A 19835-nucleotide genomic window follows, 5' to 3' on the forward strand; every position below is an offset into this window, starting at 1 on the left:
ATAGCAGTTTCGCTCGCGCGGAGAAAATTGCGATACTGAGAAAAAATCGATCGCAACCATCTTAAATGGTTTCAAACTAAGAACATACCCAAGACAATTTATTAAAAATTAGTTTTCACACAGTCTGTGTAATAAGCAGACTTTCCGGATTAACTCATTTCTGCCCCAAGAAGTATTTACGAGAATTTGTCAAAAGAGCGAACTTCAGCCGTTCACAATTGCTTTTCTATTTCGTAAAAGTATATTGCTCGCATACTCAAGAAAATGACCCAATCGCTCGTTTTTGTTCCGTGACAAAAGCTAAAACCACTGTGTTTTAGTAGTATTGGCAATTAGTTAAGAAGTTTGTTACAAATGAGTCATTATGAAAAGCGAATGACGCTGCGGTAGAAAAACGAGCGACTTGCTTGCTATAAACATGTTTGGATTTACAACAAAAATTAACAAGGATGACGAAATGGTAAGGTTTTATCTAATTTTTACTGTGCTAGGTGTATTGCTACCCTATGGTGCGTTTGTTCCTTGGCTAGTAACCAATGGCTTAGATATAGGTCTTTTGTTCAGTGAAGCGGTCGCAAACCCAATTAGTATATTCGCTTGGCTTGATGTCTTAGTTACGGCGATTGTTTTGTTAGGTTTTGTCATAGTAGATGGCCAAAGACATAAAGTGAAGTATCGATATTTTGCCGTGCTTGGAACTTTATTAATTGGAGTGTCGTTTGGGCTCCCAATGTATCTTTACTTCAAAGAAAAACAATCTCTCCAACCACAGCCCTAACTTCGAGTCAGTCGGATCTGGGTCGGAACATTTATTCCTATTTCCTTTTAGATTCATTACACAGTTCAGAGCATAGTACTGAGTTTTAACAAACATTTTTACTATTAGTTGAAAGCTTGTACGCAATTCATCCCAATTTAGTGCATCCTCCATAGTACAACCCGCAGCCTCACTTTTGTACAAAGACTTGCTCAGCCAATCACCTCCTCTAAAAAGTGGTTCAGACAAATCATTTTTATTGACATCTTTCTTTACTTATCAGCCTCTATCTAAACTTGCTTGGTGCTTTAAATGATCAATAAACACCGAGACCTTTTTTGCCAAGTATTTTCTGGAAGAGTAAAAGGCATACAAAACCAAATCTTCGGGCTCATATTCCATTTTCACTACTTCCAGAGAGCCAGAATCTATCTCATTACGACAGGATTCGGTTGGCAGTATAGCAAAGCCCAGAGCTGCCAATGTGCCAGATTTAGCAAGATGCCCGCTATTGACCTTAAATGAAGACTGAACTTTTTGAGTAATAAGCTCACCTTTAGTATTTTTGAAAACCCAAGGTACTCCATTTAACGCAGTAAAAGTATTGATACACGGGACGTGCTTCAAGTCGGTAATCTGAAAAGGTCTAGGATAGGTCTTTAAGAGTTTTGGCGATGCCACAACAGTACTTGGCCAACGTTTTAACTCCTTAGCTACCCAATTATTATCTTCGAGCTTTCCTCGGTGAAAACTTAATATGATGTCAAACCCATCAAGTAAATCCTCTTTCGGGCTGATACTTGTATCGCAACATAGTGAAATTGAGGGATGCTTGGTACAAAAAGACACAACTGCTTGAGCTAAAGCAGGCGAGTCTGGCATTAAAACTCTAAGCTGCCCTATGACTTCATGAGAGTGCAGTTTCACTTCCTCAAGAGCATCATTAAGTTTGTCAAACAAAGGCTGTGTGCGTAAGTAGAGATGTTCTCCTGCATCTGTTGGAGCGATTCGGCGTGTGGTTCGGTTGAATAGCCGTATATCTAGTCGTTCTTCCAGCAAAGCAACATGACGACTGACATTTGATGTTGGCAAACTTAAAAATTCAGCAGCCCGTTTAAAACTGTTGTTCTCATAGACAGAGTGAAAACTTTTTAGCCACTGCTGGTCAATTTTATCAAGCACCATATTTTAATCCCATTTTGTTGGATTATAAAAACAATAAAGCACACTTTATTACCAAAAATAGGTCTATACAATACTTATCACTAAGGTTATATGAAAAGGTTTCCGATGAGTTGGTTAGAAAAACTATTAGATAAGAAGAATATAATCAGTACACGTAAAGCTTCGATCCCAGAGGGAATTTGGACTAAATGCCCATCCTGTGTTCAGATCTTATATCGCATTGCCCTCGAAGAAAATTTAGAGGTGTGCCCAAAATGCGGTCATCATATGAGAATGTCGGCATGCCGCCGCTTAGACAGCTTTTTAGATAAAGGAGAGCGAATTGAGATTGCGAGTGAGCTTGAACCGAAGGACTTTCTGAATTTTAAAGATCTTAAACGCTACAAAGAACGCCTAGTTCTAGCCCAGAAAAGTACTGGAGAAAAAGATGCCTTAGTAGCGATGAAAGGAAAACTTATGGGCTTACCTGTTGTTGCCTGCGCATTCGAGTTTTCTTTTATGGCAGGCTCGATGGGCTCAGTTGTAGGTGCACGTTTTGTTCAGGCAGTTGAAGCTGCTGTAGATGCAAATTGTGGATTAGTTTGCTTTTCAGCGAGTGGGGGCGCTCGTATGCAAGAGTCTCTGATATCGTTAGTGCAAATGTCAAAAACTAGTGCTGCGTTAAATCGTTTATCCAGTAAAGGCTTACCATATATTTCTGTATTAACAGACCAAACACTGGGTGGCGTTTCAGCGAGTTTAGCCATGCTAGGGGATATTAATATTGGCGAACCGAAGGCAATTATCGGCTTTGCTGGTCGACGCGTGATAGAACAAACCGTTCGGGAGAAATTACCCGAGGGCTTTCAGCGGAGCGAGTTCCTCTTAGAGCATGGCGCTATAGATATTATTATAGATAGGCGTGAGATGCGTAAACGAGTTGGTGGATTGCTGGCTAAAATGACAAATACAACTATTCCTTTAAAGCCATAATTTATAGGTTCTGTAACGAAGCAGAGCTAGCTAACTGGATAAAGCTCACTCCAATATGTATAAAACCATTTAGAGGTATTCAAAGTTATAAAGCCATTTATGCCTAGAACTTTCTATTGCGACCACCGCTAATAAAAGTAGTCTTAGACGTTTTTGGATACAAAAAGTTACCTGAAAGCAGGATTGTAGAGCATTTACGTTAAGTCGATTCTATCCAAAAACGAGTTTGCCCGCTCGTCTGTTTTTCGCTGAATATTTTTTTGAAATCGCCAAAACAAAAAGAGCATTGTATATAGCGCGATATAATTCTCGCTTACAATGCTCTTTAAAGACTACTTTTAAATAACGAGGTTATTTTAGTGAATCGTTAATTTCTTTTAATGTTGCAACTGGGTCTGCCGATTGGGTAATTGGGCGGCCTACAACTAAATAGTCGCTGCCATCTTCAACGGCTTGTTTTGGTGTCATGATGCGCTTTTGGTCACCTGCATCGCTGCCTGCTGGGCGAATACCTGGGGTAACCAGTTTAAAGCCTGCGCCAAGTTCTGCTTTTAGCTTTTTCGCTTCTTGTGCTGAGCACACTACCCCATCAAGGCCTGACTCTTTAGCAAGTTTTGCTAGGTAAATTACTTGCTCTTCTGGCGTTTTATCTACACCTAAACGAGTAAGCTCTGCGGCATCCATACTAGTAAGTACAGTTACTGCAATCAGTAATGGTGCGTCATCACCAAACTGCTCTAAAGCTTGTTTTGCTTTAGTCATCATTTCAACACCGCCAGAGGCATGCACGTTAACCATCCACACACCCATTTTTGCAGCTGCGGTTACAGCTTTAGCCACTGTGTTAGGAATATCGTGAAATTTTAGGTCTAAGAATACATCAAAACCTAAGTCGATTAGTTCCTTAACAAAGCTAGGACCAAAATACGTGAACATTTCTTTGCCTACTTTAAGGCGACACGTATCAGGCGATAATTGCTTTACAAACGCAAGAGCTGTTTGTTGATCATCGTAATCAAGGGCAATTAATACTTTTTTTGAATCTTCGACAGACATAACTTTCCTAAAAACTAATGGACTAATATGAATTAAAAACCGTCTATGCCACGGCTTGGAACAATTGTTTCCCAGTGCTTGCACGATGGACATACCCAATAAATGGTATGACTGGTAAAGCCACAGTGCTGGCACTGAAAATCAGGTTTGGTTGCGATATAAGATGTTACTAGCTTATCAATTTGATCGAGTACATCTTTAATATCGTTGTTTTGCTTGGCAAGTAGCTGTAATAAAAAGCTAAAGCCACGAATAGTCGGATGACGCTTTAAACTATCCGTTAAAAATTTAATTGCTTGCTCGATATGGCCTTGCTCAAGTAAAGCTTGGCAATGTTTTATTTTTATTAATACACCACCTTTATCGAGCAACTCGTTGAGTAACTCATGAAATTGGTGGGTTAAGTTTAATTTTTGATAACTAACTGCAAGCTCTTCAATAAATACCGGCGCAAAAAATGTAAACTGGCTAATAAGCTCGCGCCAATAATAAATTGCTTTTACATAATCTTCATTGGTAAAGGCACTGTGGCCAAGCTCATACAATGGGCGAATGGCTTTATGATTTAAGCTAATAGCTTTACGCATAATTTGCGTATCGTTATCTTGTAAGGCTGCTTCGCAGTAAAAATTAGCAATGGCTTTCACATGCTGAGGTTTAGTAAATAAATCACTGTGTGCCTCGAACATGTTAATGCCCTTTTCCCATTCACGTGTTTGTGAATAAAGGTTAATAATTGGCTCTAGTGCCTCTTTATGCCCTGCCTTTACAAGCCACACTAAATGCTCTTCTGCGCCGTCTAGCAAACCTGCCATAATATAATCTTCAGCAAGTTCTAGGCGACTGGTTGCAGCTTGTTGTTCATCAAGGCTTGGGTGTTTTAATAGCAGCTCATGAATTTTAATTGCGCGATCAAGCTCGCCGCGGCGGCGAAACATGGTGGCCAATGTTGAATAATGCTCAACTGAGTCAGCTGCAACTTCGAGTAGATTAATAAGGTGTTCTAAGCCTTGGTCTTCTTCTCTATCTAAGAGAAATTTAAGGCCTTTAGAATATTCAGAGGTAATTTGGCGGTTAAGCTGATGAGCTTGGTTTTTAGCGCTGTTTTTGCCCATTATCCAACCGTAACCGGCTGCAACGGGTAAAAGTAAAAACAGAAGCTCAATCATGATTAGGTGTCTTTATTAGCAACAAGCTTTTTATTGTTTTTTTCAGGCGCTAATTTCTTCTTTAAGCGATAATTCTGCCACTTTAACTGAGAAAACAGTGTAAAGCTTATAAAACAACCAATTGCGACACCTAAAATAAAGCAGATACTTATTACAACAGCTAGGGGTAAGGTATTACTGGCGATTAAATAATTGATTTGCACCAATTGTGGATTCTGTGAACCAAGTACAAACGCAATAAATAAACACAGCGCAATTAATACAATTTTTAATACCCTAAACAAGTAACTACTCCTGTATAAAACTAGGCAATACTCGCATTTACGCGGTCACGTAATTCTTTACCTGGTTTAAAATGTGGTACGTGCTTACCGTCTAACTCAACTGTTTCGCCAGTCTTTGGATTACGACCTGTGCGAGGAGAACGATAATGCAATGAGAAACTTCCAAAGCCACGGATCTCGATGCGATCTGAGCTAGATAATGAGCCGGCCATTTGTTCAAGAATTTCTTTAACGGCATTTTCAACATCTTTCACAGGGATGTGTGCGTGTTGCTCAGCAAGTTGTTCTATCAATTCTGACTTAGTCATAGCGTTTCCTTAAAGAGTGGTAAAGGAAGGGCAAAGCTGCCCTTCCAATTTAAAAAGACTAGATATTAGTCTTTTTGAGCATTTTTGAATGCTGCAGCCATAGCGTTTTCGAACGCTGGCTCTTCTTTCTTAAGCTTCTCTAGTACTTCTTTCTCTTCTGCTTCGAAAAGAGCTTTAACAGATAAGCTTAAAGTGCGGTTCTTACGATCAACACCAACGTATTTCGCTTCGATTTCGTCGCCTACAGAAACTACAGTAGTAGCATCTTCAACGCGCTCTTGAGCGATATCAGCTACACGGATGTAACCTTCAACGCCTTCGATTAGCTCAACAGTTGCGCCTTTCGCATCAACTTCAGTCACTTTACCTTTAACAATAGCACCTTTTTTGTTTGCGTCCAGGTAGTTATTGAATGGGTCAGCTTCGATTTGTTTAACGCCTAGAGAGATACGCTCACGCTCTGGGTCAACTTGTAATACGATAGCAGTGATTTCGTCGCCTTTCTTGAATTCACGTACAGCTTCTTCGCCTGGCGTGTTCCAAGAAATGTCTGAAAGGTGAACAAGACCGTCAATACCGCCTTCAAGACCGATGAAGATACCGAAGTCAGTGATTGATTTGATCTTACCAGTAACTTGATCGCCTTTGTTTTGTAGACGAGCAAATTCTTGCCATGGGTTAGCAATACATTGCTTAAGACCAAGAGAAATACGACGACGCTCTTCGTCGATTTCAAGAACCATAACTTCAACAGTGTCACCTAGTGAAACAACTTTTGAAGGGTGGATGTTCTTGTTAGTCCAATCCATTTCAGAAACGTGTACTAGACCTTCTACGCCTTCTTCGATTTCAACGAAACAACCGTAGTCAGTAAGGTTAGTTACACGACCAGAAAGCTTAGAACCTTCTGGGTAACGACCAGCGATAGCTGCCCATGGATCTTCGCCAAGCTGTTTAAGGCCTAGAGATACACGAGTCTTTTCTTTGTCGAATTTAAGAACTTTAACTGCGATTTCGTCGCCAACATTAACGATTTCTGAAGGGTGCTTAACACGCTTCCACGCCATGTCTGTGATGTGTAGTAGACCGTCAACACCACCAAGGTCAACGAACGCACCGTAGTCAGTAAGGTTCTTAACGATACCTTTAACTTCTTGACCTTCAACAAGGTTAGCAAGAAGCTCTTCACGCTCTTGTGAGTTCTCTGATTCGATAACTGCACGGCGAGAAACAACAACGTTGTTACGTTTTTGGTCAAGCTTGATTACTTTGAACTCAAGCTCTTTACCTTCAAGGTGAGTTGTGTCACGTACTGGACGAACATCAACAAGTGAACCAGGTAGGAAGGCACGGATTGAATCAACTTCAACAGTGAAACCGCCTTTAACTTTACCGTTGATAACACCAGTAACAGTCTCTTGCTCTTCACATGCTTTTTCTAAGCGGATCCACGCTTCGTGACGCTTCGCTTTCTCACGAGAAAGGATAGTTTCACCGAAACCGTCTTCGATTGCGTCTAAAGCAACATCTACTTCGTCGCCAACAGCAACTTCTAGTTCACCAGCAGCATTTTTGAATTGCTCAGCAGGGATTGCACTTTCAGATTTAAGACCAGCATCAACAAGTACGATGTTGTTCTCGATTGAGATAACAGTACCTTTAACGATAGAGCCTTGCTCTGCTTCAAAACCCTTAAGGCTTTCTTCAAATAACTGCGCAAAATTTTCTGACATTATACGTCTCTAAATAATTAAATAACCAATTAGCAACCATGCTGCATGGGGTTGTTAAAATCGCGCTAGCATCCTGCCGGCACCTTATAAATTTACTTTTTAGCTTTTGGAAGCTTTCCTGCAAGTACTGCTTCGTCGAGTAAAGTTACTACTTTATCAAACACTTGCATCGCATCAAAATCACTAGTATCGATTTCAATGGCGTCTTCTGCAGGCACTAATGGCGCAACCTCACGTGTCATATCACGGTGATCTCGCGCTTTTATGTCCTCAAGTAGACCACTTAGTGTAACATCAAGACCGCGTTCATTCAACTCAGCAAAGCGACGACGTGCGCGCTCTTCAGCTGTAGCAGTTAAATATATTTTCAACGGTGCATCAGGAAACACAACAGTGCCCATATCACGACCATCAGCAATTAAGCCATTTTCTGTACGAAATGCACGCTGACGGCGTAATAATGCTTCTCTCACTCGTGGTAACGCTGCTATTTTCGATGCAGCTGCACCCACTTCTTCATTACGAATCGTGGTTGTGACGTCTTCGCCTTCCAACACAATTTTCGATGTGTGAGTGTGGCTATCAACCAAAAACTGCACATCTAAGTTTGCTGCAAGTGGTACTAATGCATCTTCATTATCTAATTCAATCTGATGGTGAAGCGCAGCAAGTGACAGCACACGGTAAATCGCACCGCTGTCTAATACATCCCAACCTAATTTCTCGGCTAACAAGCGACATACAGTTCCCTTACCTGAACCGCTTGGACCATCGATGGTGATTACGGGCATTGATAACGCCTGCATTTATAACCTCCTGCAATGCACACCAAAATAAAACCGGAATATTATACGCCAGTTATTAAAATAGATCCGCACTTAGAGTGTAACTTTTTATATTTTCTTCTGTTTTATTGACTTGAGACAGACTCTAGAACTTTGAAAAATGTAGGAAACGTTTTATACGTACACTTAGGATCGTTAATGGTTATCGGCTTGCCACCCACTGCAACCATCGCAAAACACATTGCTATACGGTGATCGTTGTAGGTATCAATCGCAACATCATTAAATGTGTCAGGTGGAGTAATTTCGATAAAATCTTCACCTTCTACAACCTCTGCACCTACTTTTCTCAGTTCGGTTGCCATTGCATATAAACGGTCAGTTTCTTTAACACGCCAGTTATAGATGTTACGAATCGCCGTTTTACCCTTTGCAAAAAGTGCTACAGTTGCCAGTGTCATGGCCGCATCAGGTATTGCGTTAGCATCAATATCTACAGCATTCAGCTCGCCTTTGCGAACCACCAGCTTTTCATCGTACCAATCGATTTTTGCGCCCACTTGTTCCATAACTTTGGCAAAGCCAATATCACCTTGAACAGACGCCGCACCTACCCCATTAATTTCAATTTCGCCGCCCGCTATTGCAGCTGCAGCAACGAAATAAGAAGCACTTGATGCATCACCTTCAACCATAATACGCTCAAGTGCTTGATACTGCTGACAGCCTTTTACATAAAACGTTTCGTAGTTGTCATGGCTTACAGTAACACCGAAACGCTTCATCACATCTAGGGTAATATCAATGTAAGGTTTAGATACCAGCGTGCCTTTAATGGTAATTTCTGTGTCGCCATTAAATAACGGTGCAGCCATTAATAGCGCTGTTAAAAACTGGCTTGAAATACTGCCATCAATGGCTACTTTACCACCATTGATTTTACCGCCTTTGATAGCCAGTGGTGGATAGTCGTTATTTTTTAAGTAAGTTACATCACCACCCAGTGCTTGCAATACATCAACCAAATGGCCGATTGGGCGTTCTTCCATGCGTGGCTCACCAACAAGCTCATACTCACCTTCAACAGCAGCAAGTACAGCTGTTAGCGGGCGATATGCAGTTCCAGCGTTACCTAAAAATAACGGTTCAGATGGTGTATTAAATTTACCCGCTACACCTTCAACGGTCGCCACTGTTTTGTCTTCATTAAGCGTAACATTAACACCTAATAATTTTAGTGCGCCAAGCATATGACGGATATCGTCGCTATCAAGCAGGTTTTCAACCACTGTTGTACCTTTAGCAAGCGCTGCTAAGAGTAAAATACGATTTGATAAGCTTTTTGAGCCGGGTAAGGTTACGCTACCATTAACTTTTGCAATAGGTTCAAGACGTAGTTGTTCCATTTAACTATTCTCCTTTGCAAACTTAGCCATAAAATCAACCAAGGCTTGCACGCCTTCAAGTGGCATTGCATTGTAAATACTTGCGCGCATACCACCGACAATACGGTGACCTTCAAGGGCTAATAAGCCTGCTTCTTTTGACTCACTAATGAATTTATCATTCAGCGATTCATCATTTAACCAAAACGGAACGTTCATACGCGAACGGCAATGCTTAGCAACTTTATTGCTATAAAAATCTGAGCTATCAATATAATTGTAAAGTAGCTCGGCTTTTGCGATGTTTTGCTCTTCCATCGCTTTAACGCCACCATTTGCTTCTAGCCATTCAAACACTTCAGCGGCTAAGTACCATGCAAATGTCGGTGGTGTGTTGTACATGCTGCCTTGTTTCGCTTCTAATGCGTAATCAAGAATACCTGGCTTTGCAAGACCTTTACGTTCAAGTAAGGTTTTACGGATAATTACAATAGATAAACCAGATGGGCCGATATTCTTTTGCGCACCAGCGTAAATAAGATCAAACTGATTTACATCAAATTCGCGCGATAAAATAGTCGACGACATATCAGCAACAATCGGTGCTGATGGGTGTGATGGTACATCAAAAATTTCGATGCCATCTACGGTTTCATTCGGGCAATAGTGAATGTATGACGCATCAGTAGGTAATTCCCAGCTGCTTGCAGGCTTAATTGAAAACTGACCATTTTGCTGTTCATCATCACGTACGTTGATACTTTGAACTGTGGTGAATTTTGCCGCTTCTTCTGTTGCACCTTTCGACCACACGCCATTTTCACAGTAAATAGCTGGCTTACCATCAAGGTGAAGATTCAGTGGCACAGCACTAAATTGACCACGACCACCGCCATGCATAAATAATACTTCAAACTCATCGCTAATATTCATTAAGCGACGCAGGCTTGCTTCACATTTAGCAGTAAGCGCTAAAAAGTCGCTGCTGCGATGGCTAATTTCCATCACAGATACACCTAAACCTTGCCAATCAATAAATTCTTTTTGTGCTTTTTGCATAACTGCCGGCGGTAGCATTGCCGGTCCTGCACAAAAATTATATTTAGTCATTACTTTGCCTCATTCCAGTAATTATAGTGCGGATAAAAAAAGCGGCCGAAGCCGCTTTTTAAATCAATGTTATTCTGAAGGTGGGTTATCACCCGCTTCTTCAGGATTAGTATCGACTACTTCAACGGCCTCGCCTTCGATGGCTGCAAGCTCATCAACTTCGATTTCTTCGATACGTTGTAAACCAACTACTTGCTCTTCGTCAATAGTTCGTATCAAAATAACGCCTTGAGTATTACGACCAACCGTAGAAACCTCATTTACACGAGTACGTACAAGTGTACCGCGATTAGAGATAATCATGATTTCGTCGTTTTCATCAACCTGTACTGCACCAACCACAGCGCCGTTACGTTCGCTAACTTTGATTGATACAACACCTTGTGTTGCACGGCTCTTCGATGGGTAATCTTCAAGTGCTGTACGCTTACCGTAACCATTTTCTGTCACAGTTAGGATTGCACCATCTGATTTAGGAACGATTAACGATACAACGCGTTGATCGTCTGCCATCTTAATACCGCGAACACCTGTTGCTGTACGGCCCATTGGACGTACGCCTTTAAAGCGGATTTCCGGGTTACCGTTTTCATCAAGTACTGGGTTGCCGTTTTCGTCTAATACTTCAGACTCTTCAGCTTCTTTAAAGCGTACAACTTTACCAGCATCAGTAAATAGCATGATTTCATTCGTGCCATCTGTGATATCAACCCCAATTAGGCTATCGCCTTCATTAAGGTTAACGGCAATGATACCGCTCGCACGCTGGCGGCTATAAGCTGTTAATGGTGTTTTCTTAACTGTACCAAACGCAGTAGCCATGAAGATGTATTTATCTTCTTCGTACTCACGTACCGGTAAGATAGCAGTAATACGCTCATCTGCTTCAAGTGGTAATAGGTTAACAATTGGCTTACCACGCGCTGCACGGCTTGCTAATGGTAACTGATATACTTTCAACCAGTATAAGCGGCCTGCAGTTGAGAAGCACAGAATTGTATCGTGTGTATTAGCAACCAATAGACGCTCGATGAAGTCTTCATCTTTCATCTTCGTTGCTGACTTACCTTTACCACCACGACGCTGTGCTTCGTAGTCAGATAATGGTTGATACTTAACGTAACCTTCGTGAGAAAGCGTTACTACAACGTCTTCTTCATTGATTAAGTCTTCAAGGCTGATATCGTGAGCAGCAGCGCTGATTTCAGTACGACGCTCATCACCATATTGTTCTTTAATTTCTACTAGCTCGTCACGGATAACTTCCATTAGACGATCAGGGCTTGAAAGAATGTGTAAAAGCTCGGCAATTAGATCAAGTAACGTTTGGTACTCGTCTAAGATCTTCTCATGCTCAAGACCCGTTAGTTTGTGTAAACGTAGGTCAAGAATTGCTTGTGCTTGTTGCTCAGATAAATAGTATTGACCATCGCGAATACCTAAGTCTGCAGCTAACCAATCAGGGCGAGCAACGTTATCTTCACCTGCTTTTTCAAGCATAGCTTTAACAGTGCCTAGCTCCCAAGGGCGAGCTGTTAGTGCCACTTTAGCTTCAGCTGGTGTTGGTGACTTACGAATTAGTTCGATAATTGGGTCGATGTTCGCAAGAGCAATTGCTAAGCCTTCAAGCGTGTGAGCACGGTCACGGGCTTTGCGTAAATCGAATACAGTACGACGTGTAACAACTTCACGACGGTGAATGATAAACGCTTCAAGCATTTCTTTAAGGTTAAAGCACTTAGGTTGGTTGTTATCAAGTGCAACCATGTTCATACCAAACACAGTTTGTAACTGAGTTTGTGCATATAGGTTGTTTAAGATTACTTCACCAACATCACCACGTTTGATTTCGATAACGATACGCATACCGTCTTTATCTGATTCGTCACGTAGTGCGCTAATACCTTCAATTTTCTTATCTTTAACTAACTCAGCGATTTTTTCGATAAGACGCGCTTTGTTAACTTGATAAGGGATTTCGTGAACGATGATTGTTTCACGACCGGTTTTTTCGTCAACTTCGATTTCAGCACGAGCACGGATATATACTTTACCACGACCTGTTAGGTACGCTTGCTCAATGCCTTTTTTACCGTTGATAATCGCCGCAGTCGGGAAATCTGGACCCGGGATATATTCAATTAGATCAGCAATTGACATATCTGGGTTTTGAATAAGCGCTAAACAGCCGTTAATAACTTCTGTTAAGTTATGCGGAGGAATGTTCGTTGCCATACCAACCGCAATACCTGATGAACCATTTACTAGTAAGTTAGGTACTTTAGTAGGTAATACGTCAGGAATTTGCTCAGTACCATCATAGTTAGGTACGTAATCAACGGTTTCTTTTTCTAAGTCAGCTAATAATTCATGTGACATTTTCGCCATACGGACTTCCGTATAACGCATTGCTGCCGCAGAGTCACCGTCAACAGAACCAAAGTTACCTTGGCCGTCAACAAGCATATAGCGTAATGAGAAAGGCTGCGCCATACGAACGATGGTGTCATATACCGCGCTGTCGCCATGTGGGTGGTACTTACCGATTACATCACCAACAACACGTGCTGATTTCTTGTAAGGTTTATTCCAATCATTATTGAGTTCGTTCATTGCAAATAAAACACGACGGTGAACTGGCTTTAAGCCGTCACGTACGTCTGGCAATGCACGTCCAACGATTACACTCATTGCGTAATCAAGGTACGAATTTTTTAATTCATCTTCAATATTGACTGGCAGAATTTCATTGGCGAGATCAGTCATTTGATTTCACATTCCTTCAGTATTGACTCATAAAGAGGCACAATGCCGTCTTAAGAGCTTTAGTTATTATTTCCAGACCATGCTATCACAATTTATTTAGATTTACAGGCGCTAAATCTTTGCGATTTAGTAATTTCCCCCTATATAATGGCCTCAGATTGACGAGGAAGTTTTTTATGACCGAACATCAAAATGTAGATAACGCAGAAATTGCAAAGTTTGAAGCCATCGCAGAACGTTGGTGGGACCGCGACGGAGAGTTCAAACCTCTTCATGAAATAAATCCTCTTCGCTTGGATTTTGTCGCCGATAAAGTAGGCGGCTTATTTGATAAGGAAACCTTAGATGTTGGCTGTGGTGGCGGCATCTTAAGTGAAAGCATGGCGCGCATGGGCGCTAAAGTAACCGGCATCGATATGGGCCAAGAGCCACTTACCGTTGCTAAGTTACACAGTTTAGAAACAGGTGTCCCTGTTGACTATATAAAAGTACCAGCAGAACAGTTTGCGGCTGAGCACCCTGCTCGCTTTGACGTTATTACCTGTATGGAAATGCTAGAACATGTTCCAGATCCTGCGTCTATTATTCGTGCTGTAGCAGAACTTGCTAAACCGGGCGCCGATGTCTTCTTTTCAACATTAAATAAAACACCAAAAGCTTATTTATTTGCCATTGTGGGTGCAGAAAAGCTTTTAAAAATGGTGCCTGAAGGTACCCATGACCATAAAAAGTTTATCAAACCTGCACAACTTATTGCCTGGGCTGAAGAAGCGGGATTAAAAGTAAGAGCCAGCACAGGCCTGAACTATAACCCGTTCTCTAAGCAGTACAGTTTAAATGATGATGTAAGTGTTAATTACATCCTGCACTTTGAGAAATTAGCCTAATGAGTGGTGTAAACGCACCCTCTATCGATTTTGATGCTTTTATTTTTGATCTCGATGGTACGCTCCTTGATACCGCCGATGATCTGGGTCATGCATTAAATCGTGTATTAGCCGATGCAGATATTGCCCCAGTCGCTGAACATATTTATCGTCCTGCAGCTTCAAACGGAGCCAATGCATTATTAGAGATTGGTTTTGGTGATAAGTGGCCTGATGTAGAACAACTGGCTTTACGTCAACAGTTACTCGATTATTACGCTGATGATATTGCCGTACACAGTAAATGCTTCAACGGCATCGAGCAGCTTTTAATTGCACTTGAGCAAAACAATATTAAGTGGGGCATTATGACCAATAAGCCCGGCTTTTTAACTGAGCCCTTAGTGCAAGCGATCCCATCTTTAAGCAATGCTCAAGCCGTTGTCAGTGGCGATACATTAGCTGTTTCAAAACCATCACCGGATCCACTGTTACATACAGCTGAGATCTTAGCGGTTGATCCAACTCGTTGTTTGTATATCGGTGATGCTGAGCGAGATATTCAAGCTGCAAAAGCAGCTAATATGTACAGTGCAACGGCGCTTTGGGGTTACATACCGAGTGTTGACGCTGCGCTTGGCTGGCAGGCAGATTTTAATTGGCATTCGCCAATTGATGGCTTTAACCATATATAGTGTTATTTATTATCTAAAACACCATATATTGTGATCTGATTCACTTTTGAACATTCTTTGATGATAAAAAAATCAGTCGAAATTTATTTTTTAAAACGGTAAATTTTCTGGATCTTGAGTTGATTTCTACAAATTTCGTCGTCTGTGAATGTTCAAAGGTTAATGGTCACTAACACAATGCGCTTATCCAATAGTTATCCACAAAATGGGGCAATTCTATCCCTTGCAAAACAGCGCAGACCACACTATCTTGTGATCTGCAATTTAAACAACACCAGATATTGTGGCTAAATGTTATTCAATTAGCTGCATATAGTGTTTAATAATAATAATTACATAAAGAATACCTTTGTCTTTACAACTAAAATTTCCCAAGGAATACAGGCAAAACTATGAACCAACAGCTATCTGTAAGCAAACGTGACGGCCGTAAAGAGTCACTCGATCTAGATAAGATCCATCGCGTAATCGCTTGGGCCGCAGAAGGTCTGAATAATGTGTCTGTCTCACAAGTTGAATTAAAATCACATATTCAATTTTATGATGGCATTCGCACCGACGACATTCATGAAACAATCATCAAAGCGGCAGCGGATCAAATCTCAAAAGATACGCCTGATTATCAATACCTAGCTGCTCGCTTAGCTGTATTCCACTTGCGTAAAAAAGCGTATGGCCAATTTGAGCCACCACGTTTATATGATCACATTACAAAATTAGTTGAAGACAAACGTTACGATCAGCATTTACTTGTCGACTACACAGAGCAAGAAATCGATGAGTTAGACTCATATATTGATCATAATCGTGATTTAAACTTCAGCTACGCTGCTGTAAAGCAACTTGAAGGTAAATATCTAGTTCAAAACCGTGTTACTGGCGAAATTTACGAAAGTGCACAGTTTTTATATATTTTAGTTGCGGCAAGCTTATTCTCTGATTATCCAAAAGAGACACGTCTTGATTATATCAAGCGTTTTTATGATGCAGTGTCTACATTTAAGATTTCATTACCTACACCAATTATGGCCGGTGTTCGTACACCAACACGTCAATTCAGCTCATGTGTATTGATTGAATGTGGTGATAGCCTTGATTCTATTAATGCGACATCGTCTGCGATTGTTAAATATGTTTCGCAACGTGCTGGCATTGGTATTAACGCGGGCCGTATTCGTGCTCTTGGTAGCCCTATTCGCAATGGTGAAGCTTACCACACAGGTTGTATTCCGTTTTATAAACACTTCCAAACAGCGGTTAAAAGCTGTTCACAAGGTGGTGTTCGTGGCGGTGCAGCAACGTTGTTCTACCCACTTTGGCACTTAGAAGTTGAAAATCTTCTTGTCCTTAAGAACAACCGTGGTGTTGAAGACAACCGTGTACGTCATCTTGACTACGGTGTACAGTTCAACAAATTAATGTATAGCCGTTTAATCAAAGACGATTACATCACATTGTTCAGCCCGTCAGATGTACCGGGTCTATATGATGCATTCTTTGAAGACCAAGCGAAGTTTGATGAGCTATATGTTAAGTACGAACAAGACGAGTCAATTCGTAAAAAGCGTATTAAAGCTATTGAGTTATTCTCAATGTTTGCTCAAGAGCGTGCAAGCACTGGTCGCATTTACTTACAAAACGTTGACCACTGTAATACACACAGCCCGTTTATCTCGACTGTGGCGCCAATTCGTCAATCTAACCTATGTTTAGAAATCGCATTACCAACTAAGCCACTTAGCAATGTAATGGATGAAGAAGGTGAAATTGCACTTTGTACGCTATCTGCATTTAACTTAGGTGCGATTGAGTCATTAGATGAATTAGAAGAGCTTGCTGAACTTGCAGTACGTGCCCTTGATAACTTACTTGATTTCCAAGACTACCCTGTTCCTGCGGCTAAAAACGCAACGATGGGCCGTCGTACGCTGGGTATAGGTGTAATTAACTTCGCATACTACCTTGCTAAAAACGGTAAACGTTATTCTGATGGTAGTGCAAATGCCCTAACTCACAAAACGTTTGAAGCAATTCAATATTACCTAATGAAAGCATCAAACGAGTTAGCGAAAGAACGCGGTGCGTGTCCTAAATTTAACGAGACAACGTATTCTCAAGGCATCATGCCGACAGATACTTACAAGCGTGACCTAGATCAGTTCTGTAATGAGCCACTTCATTTAGATTGGGATTCTTTACGTGCGAGCATTAAAGAGCACGGTATGCGTAACTCTACGCTATCTGCATTAATGCCATCAGAGACATCATCACAAATCTCTAACGCAACAAATGGTATTGAGCCACCACGTGGTCATATCAGCGTTAAAGCAAGTAAAGATGGTATCTTAAAGCAAGTAGTTCCAGATTATGAAAACCTGAAAGACAACTATGAGCTACTGTGGGATATTCCATCAAACGATGGTTACCTTCAGCTTGTTGGTATTATGCAAAAATTCGTTGACCAAACGATTTCTGCAAACACTAATTATGATCCATCTAAGTACGAAGGCGGTAAAGTACCTATGAAGGTGCTATTAAAAGACCTACTGACTGCTTATAAACTTGGTGTGAAGACCTTGTACTACCACAACACACGTGACGGTGCATCGGATGCTCAAGATGAGCTAACACCAGAGGTAGAAGATGACGGTTGTGCAGGCGGCGCTTGTAAAATCTAATTAAATTAATAACATAACAAAAGCGGGCTCATTTGCCCGCTTTGTCCTGACTGTTTTTTGAGAAATCACTATGTCATATACAACTTTTAGCCGAAACCATAATAACCAATTACAAGAACCGATGTTTTTCGGCCAAACTGTAAACGTGTCACGTTACGACCAACAAAAGTACCCTATCTTCGAAAAGCTAATTGAAAAACAATTATCGTTCTTTTGGCGTCCTGAAGAAGTTGACGTAAGTAAAGACCGTCTTGACTTCCAAGCGTTACCGGACCACGAAAAACACATCTTTTTAAGCAACTTGAAATATCAAACCTTGCTAGATAGTGTGCAAGGTCGTTCACCTAACGTTGCGTTACTACCCATTGTGTCTATTCCTGAGCTTGAAACTTGGATTGAAACATGGGCGTTTAGTGAAACAATTCACAGCCGTTCATACACGCATATTATTCGTAACGTTACGCAGTCTCCCGAGCTTATCTTTGATGATATCGTCAGTAACGAGAAGATCAGTGAACGTGCTGATGCGGTTACCAAATACTACGATGATTTAATCAATATGATTTCTGTTTACAATTTATATGGTGAAGGTAAACATGTGATCAACGGTGAAGAAGTTAAAGTCAGCTTATTTGACCTTAAAAAGCAACTTTACCTAGCTATGATGTCGGTTAACATTCTAGAAGCTATTCGTTTCTATGTAAGCTTTGCTTGTTCATTCGCGTTCGCAGAGCGTGAACTAATGGAAGGTAATGCGAAAATCATCAAGCTTATTGCCCGTGATGAAGCGCTCCACTTATCTGGCACGCAACACATTCTAAATATCATGCAAGAAGGCAAAGACGATCCTGAAATGGCAATCGTTGCTGCACAATGCCGTGAAGAAGCGATTCAGATGTTTGTTGAAGCAGCTGAGCAAGAAAAAGATTGGGCTGAATACTTGTTTAAAGATGGTTCTATGATTGGCTTAAATAAAGATATCTTATGTCAATATGTTGAATACATCACAAATGCGCGTATGACAGCGGTTGGCTTACCTGCACAGTTCGAAAGTAAGAGTAACCCTATTCCATGGATCAACTCTTGGTTAGTATCAGACAACGTTCAAGTTGCTCCACAAGAAGCTGAAATTAGCTCTTACCTTGTAGGCCAAATTGATTCTCAGGTTGATGCATCAGATTTTGGTGACTTCGATCTGTAATGAGCACTAACACTACTGCAGAGGTTATCCTTGCAGGAACAGACAGCCAGAGTCTCGAATTTGATTCTGGCTGTTCATCTCTCCTTGAATGCCTAGAACAACACAAAATAGACGTCCCCTACCAATGCCGTGAAGGTTATTGTGGCGCATGCCGCGCTAAATTAGTCGAAGGTGATGTGAATTATAACCAAGAACCACTTGCGTTTGTTCGCTCAGGTGAAGTGTTGCTGTGTTGTAGTAAACCCAACGGTAAGGTAAAAATTGAACTTTAATGCCACACAAGATCGTTTGTTTGGTAGAAGTTTTCTTTGTCTGAGACACTTACTGTTTGTTGATCTATCGTTACATCCCACTGTAAGTTTTTAGTCAAATGGCTCGCCAATTGCTCAATAAAGTTTCCATCAAAGGCAATTAAATGGCTGTTATTTATCAGCTCTAATTGATGCTCATATTCTTGTAACCACTCATTGTTTAGCGTAGTTACAACCCATAGTTCGTCAACACGTTTAGCAATTTTACTCAATATTGTAAAATCAGGTTCTCCAACTGCTAGCCACATTTCATAATGCTCATCAAGGGCTTTAATTGACACATCTGGCTCACTACTTTTAAGCCGTGCGTTCATGGTTGCCATTTTATTATGAGAAAATAAGCAGTAGCTTAAAAGCTTTAACACAAAATGTTCATAGCTTTCTTGCCTATCACATGCCGTGGTGAAAACCTCTTGGTGATTTCGCTGTTCGCGCAAATCTGCAATAGTAAAATTGGCTTTAAAAACACGATTCTTATCAGACATAACGAATGTCCATCTAACTGAAACATTCTAAGTATAGTTTACGGTGTAAAATTCGCGACTTAGTTAAAAGTTATAGTATAACGTTATTG

General features: G+C 40.9%; 18 protein-coding genes. 7 read left to right on the forward strand and 11 right to left on the reverse strand.

Translation table 11 applies throughout. The features are described from left to right. Positions 1-457 precede the first annotated feature (457 nt). On the forward strand, positions 458-778 hold the full coding sequence (locus L1264_RS04455) for a DUF2834 domain-containing protein (RefSeq protein ID WP_199526446.1): 321 nt from the start codon (positions 458-460) through the stop codon (positions 776-778). Between the two features lie 258 nt (positions 779-1036). Here L1264_RS04455 and L1264_RS04460 read toward each other — a convergent pair whose 3' ends face one another. Continuing rightward, positions 1037-1942: a LysR family transcriptional regulator gene (locus L1264_RS04460; RefSeq protein WP_206769108.1), complete on the reverse strand. Its 906-nt coding sequence runs from the start codon at positions 1940-1942 to the stop codon at positions 1037-1039. Between the two features lie 105 nt (positions 1943-2047). Between L1264_RS04460 and accD the strand changes: the two genes are divergently transcribed. Continuing rightward, on the forward strand, positions 2048-2914 hold the full coding sequence (gene accD / locus L1264_RS04465; protein ID WP_199526445.1) for an acetyl-CoA carboxylase, carboxyltransferase subunit beta: 867 nt from the start codon (positions 2048-2050) through the stop codon (positions 2912-2914). Positions 2915-3265: 351 nt separating this feature from the next. Here the strand turns inward: accD and pyrF are convergent, their stop codons facing one another. The 9 genes from pyrF to gyrA all read right to left on the reverse strand — a co-directional run bounded on the left by pyrF (position 3266) and on the right by gyrA (position 13510). Next, complete coding sequence (gene pyrF / locus L1264_RS04470; RefSeq protein ID WP_138557554.1) at positions 3266-3970, reverse strand: orotidine-5'-phosphate decarboxylase; 705 nt, start codon at positions 3968-3970, stop codon at positions 3266-3268. 32 nt (positions 3971-4002) lie between these two features. After that, complete coding sequence (lapB, locus tag L1264_RS04475; RefSeq protein ID WP_135924712.1) at positions 4003-5139, reverse strand: lipopolysaccharide assembly protein LapB; 1137 nt, start codon at positions 5137-5139, stop codon at positions 4003-4005. 2 nt (positions 5140-5141) lie between these two features. Further along, positions 5142-5423 carry a lipopolysaccharide assembly protein LapA domain-containing protein gene (locus L1264_RS04480; protein WP_054551349.1) on the reverse strand — a complete coding sequence of 94 codons (282 nt, stop codon included), beginning with the start codon at positions 5421-5423 and terminating at the stop codon, positions 5142-5144. Between the two features lie 20 nt (positions 5424-5443). Continuing rightward, positions 5444-5731 (reverse strand): integration host factor subunit beta, encoded by a 288-nt coding sequence (ihfB, locus tag L1264_RS04485; protein ID WP_036968575.1) that lies wholly within the window; start codon positions 5729-5731, stop codon positions 5444-5446. 65 nt (positions 5732-5796) lie between these two features. Next, complete coding sequence (gene rpsA / locus L1264_RS04490) at positions 5797-7464, reverse strand: 30S ribosomal protein S1 (RefSeq protein WP_063528811.1); 1668 nt, start codon at positions 7462-7464, stop codon at positions 5797-5799. Between the two features lie 92 nt (positions 7465-7556). After that, positions 7557-8270 (reverse strand): (d)CMP kinase, encoded by a 714-nt coding sequence (gene cmk / locus L1264_RS04495; protein WP_135924714.1) that lies wholly within the window; start codon positions 8268-8270, stop codon positions 7557-7559. A gap of 104 nt (positions 8271-8374) precedes the next feature. Further along, positions 8375-9655 carry a 3-phosphoshikimate 1-carboxyvinyltransferase gene (gene aroA / locus L1264_RS04500; protein ID WP_199526444.1) on the reverse strand — a complete coding sequence of 427 codons (1281 nt, stop codon included), beginning with the start codon at positions 9653-9655 and terminating at the stop codon, positions 8375-8377. Continuing rightward, positions 9656-10744 carry a 3-phosphoserine/phosphohydroxythreonine transaminase gene (gene serC, locus L1264_RS04505; RefSeq protein WP_199526443.1) on the reverse strand — a complete coding sequence of 363 codons (1089 nt, stop codon included), beginning with the start codon at positions 10742-10744 and terminating at the stop codon, positions 9656-9658. It abuts the gene before it with no gap. Between the two features lie 69 nt (positions 10745-10813). Next, entirely contained in the window at positions 10814-13510 is a 2697-nt protein-coding gene (gene gyrA / locus L1264_RS04510) for a DNA topoisomerase (ATP-hydrolyzing) subunit A (protein ID WP_135924722.1), read from the reverse strand. A 176-nt stretch (positions 13511-13686) separates the two neighbouring features. Here gyrA and ubiG point away from each other — a divergent pair, with 176 nt between their 5' ends. The 5 genes from ubiG to yfaE all read left to right on the forward strand — a co-directional run bounded on the left by ubiG (position 13687) and on the right by yfaE (position 19222). Next, on the forward strand, positions 13687-14397 hold the full coding sequence (gene ubiG / locus L1264_RS04515; RefSeq protein WP_199526442.1) for a bifunctional 2-polyprenyl-6-hydroxyphenol methylase/3-demethylubiquinol 3-O-methyltransferase UbiG: 711 nt from the start codon (positions 13687-13689) through the stop codon (positions 14395-14397). Beyond that, complete coding sequence (locus tag L1264_RS04520) at positions 14397-15071, forward strand: HAD family hydrolase (RefSeq protein ID WP_199526441.1); 675 nt, start codon at positions 14397-14399, stop codon at positions 15069-15071. Before ubiG ends, L1264_RS04520 begins: the two co-directional genes overlap by 1 nt. 392 nt (positions 15072-15463) lie before the next feature. Then, a complete protein-coding gene (gene nrdA, locus L1264_RS04525; protein WP_135924729.1) occupies positions 15464-17749 on the forward strand; it encodes a class 1a ribonucleoside-diphosphate reductase subunit alpha in 2286 nt (761 codons plus the stop codon). Positions 17750-17819: 70 nt separating this feature from the next. After that, a complete protein-coding gene (gene nrdB / locus L1264_RS04530; RefSeq protein WP_130051426.1) occupies positions 17820-18950 on the forward strand; it encodes a class Ia ribonucleoside-diphosphate reductase subunit beta in 1131 nt (376 codons plus the stop codon). Then, positions 18950-19222, forward strand: coding sequence for a class I ribonucleotide reductase maintenance protein YfaE (gene yfaE / locus L1264_RS04535; RefSeq protein ID WP_135924731.1), 273 nt, complete (start codon positions 18950-18952; stop codon positions 19220-19222). Before nrdB ends, yfaE begins: the two co-directional genes overlap by 1 nt. On the opposite strand, the gene L1264_RS04540 is transcribed toward yfaE, so the two are convergent. Then, complete coding sequence (locus L1264_RS04540; protein ID WP_135924734.1) at positions 19219-19746, reverse strand: YaeQ family protein; 528 nt, start codon at positions 19744-19746, stop codon at positions 19219-19221. The two genes, yfaE and L1264_RS04540, sit on opposite strands and share 4 nt — an antisense overlap. Positions 19747-19835: the final 89 nt, after the last annotated feature.

The organism is Pseudoalteromonas sp. APAL1 (assembly GCF_021532475.1).
Taxonomy (GTDB): Bacteria; Pseudomonadota; Gammaproteobacteria; order Enterobacterales; family Alteromonadaceae; genus Pseudoalteromonas; species Pseudoalteromonas lipolytica_C.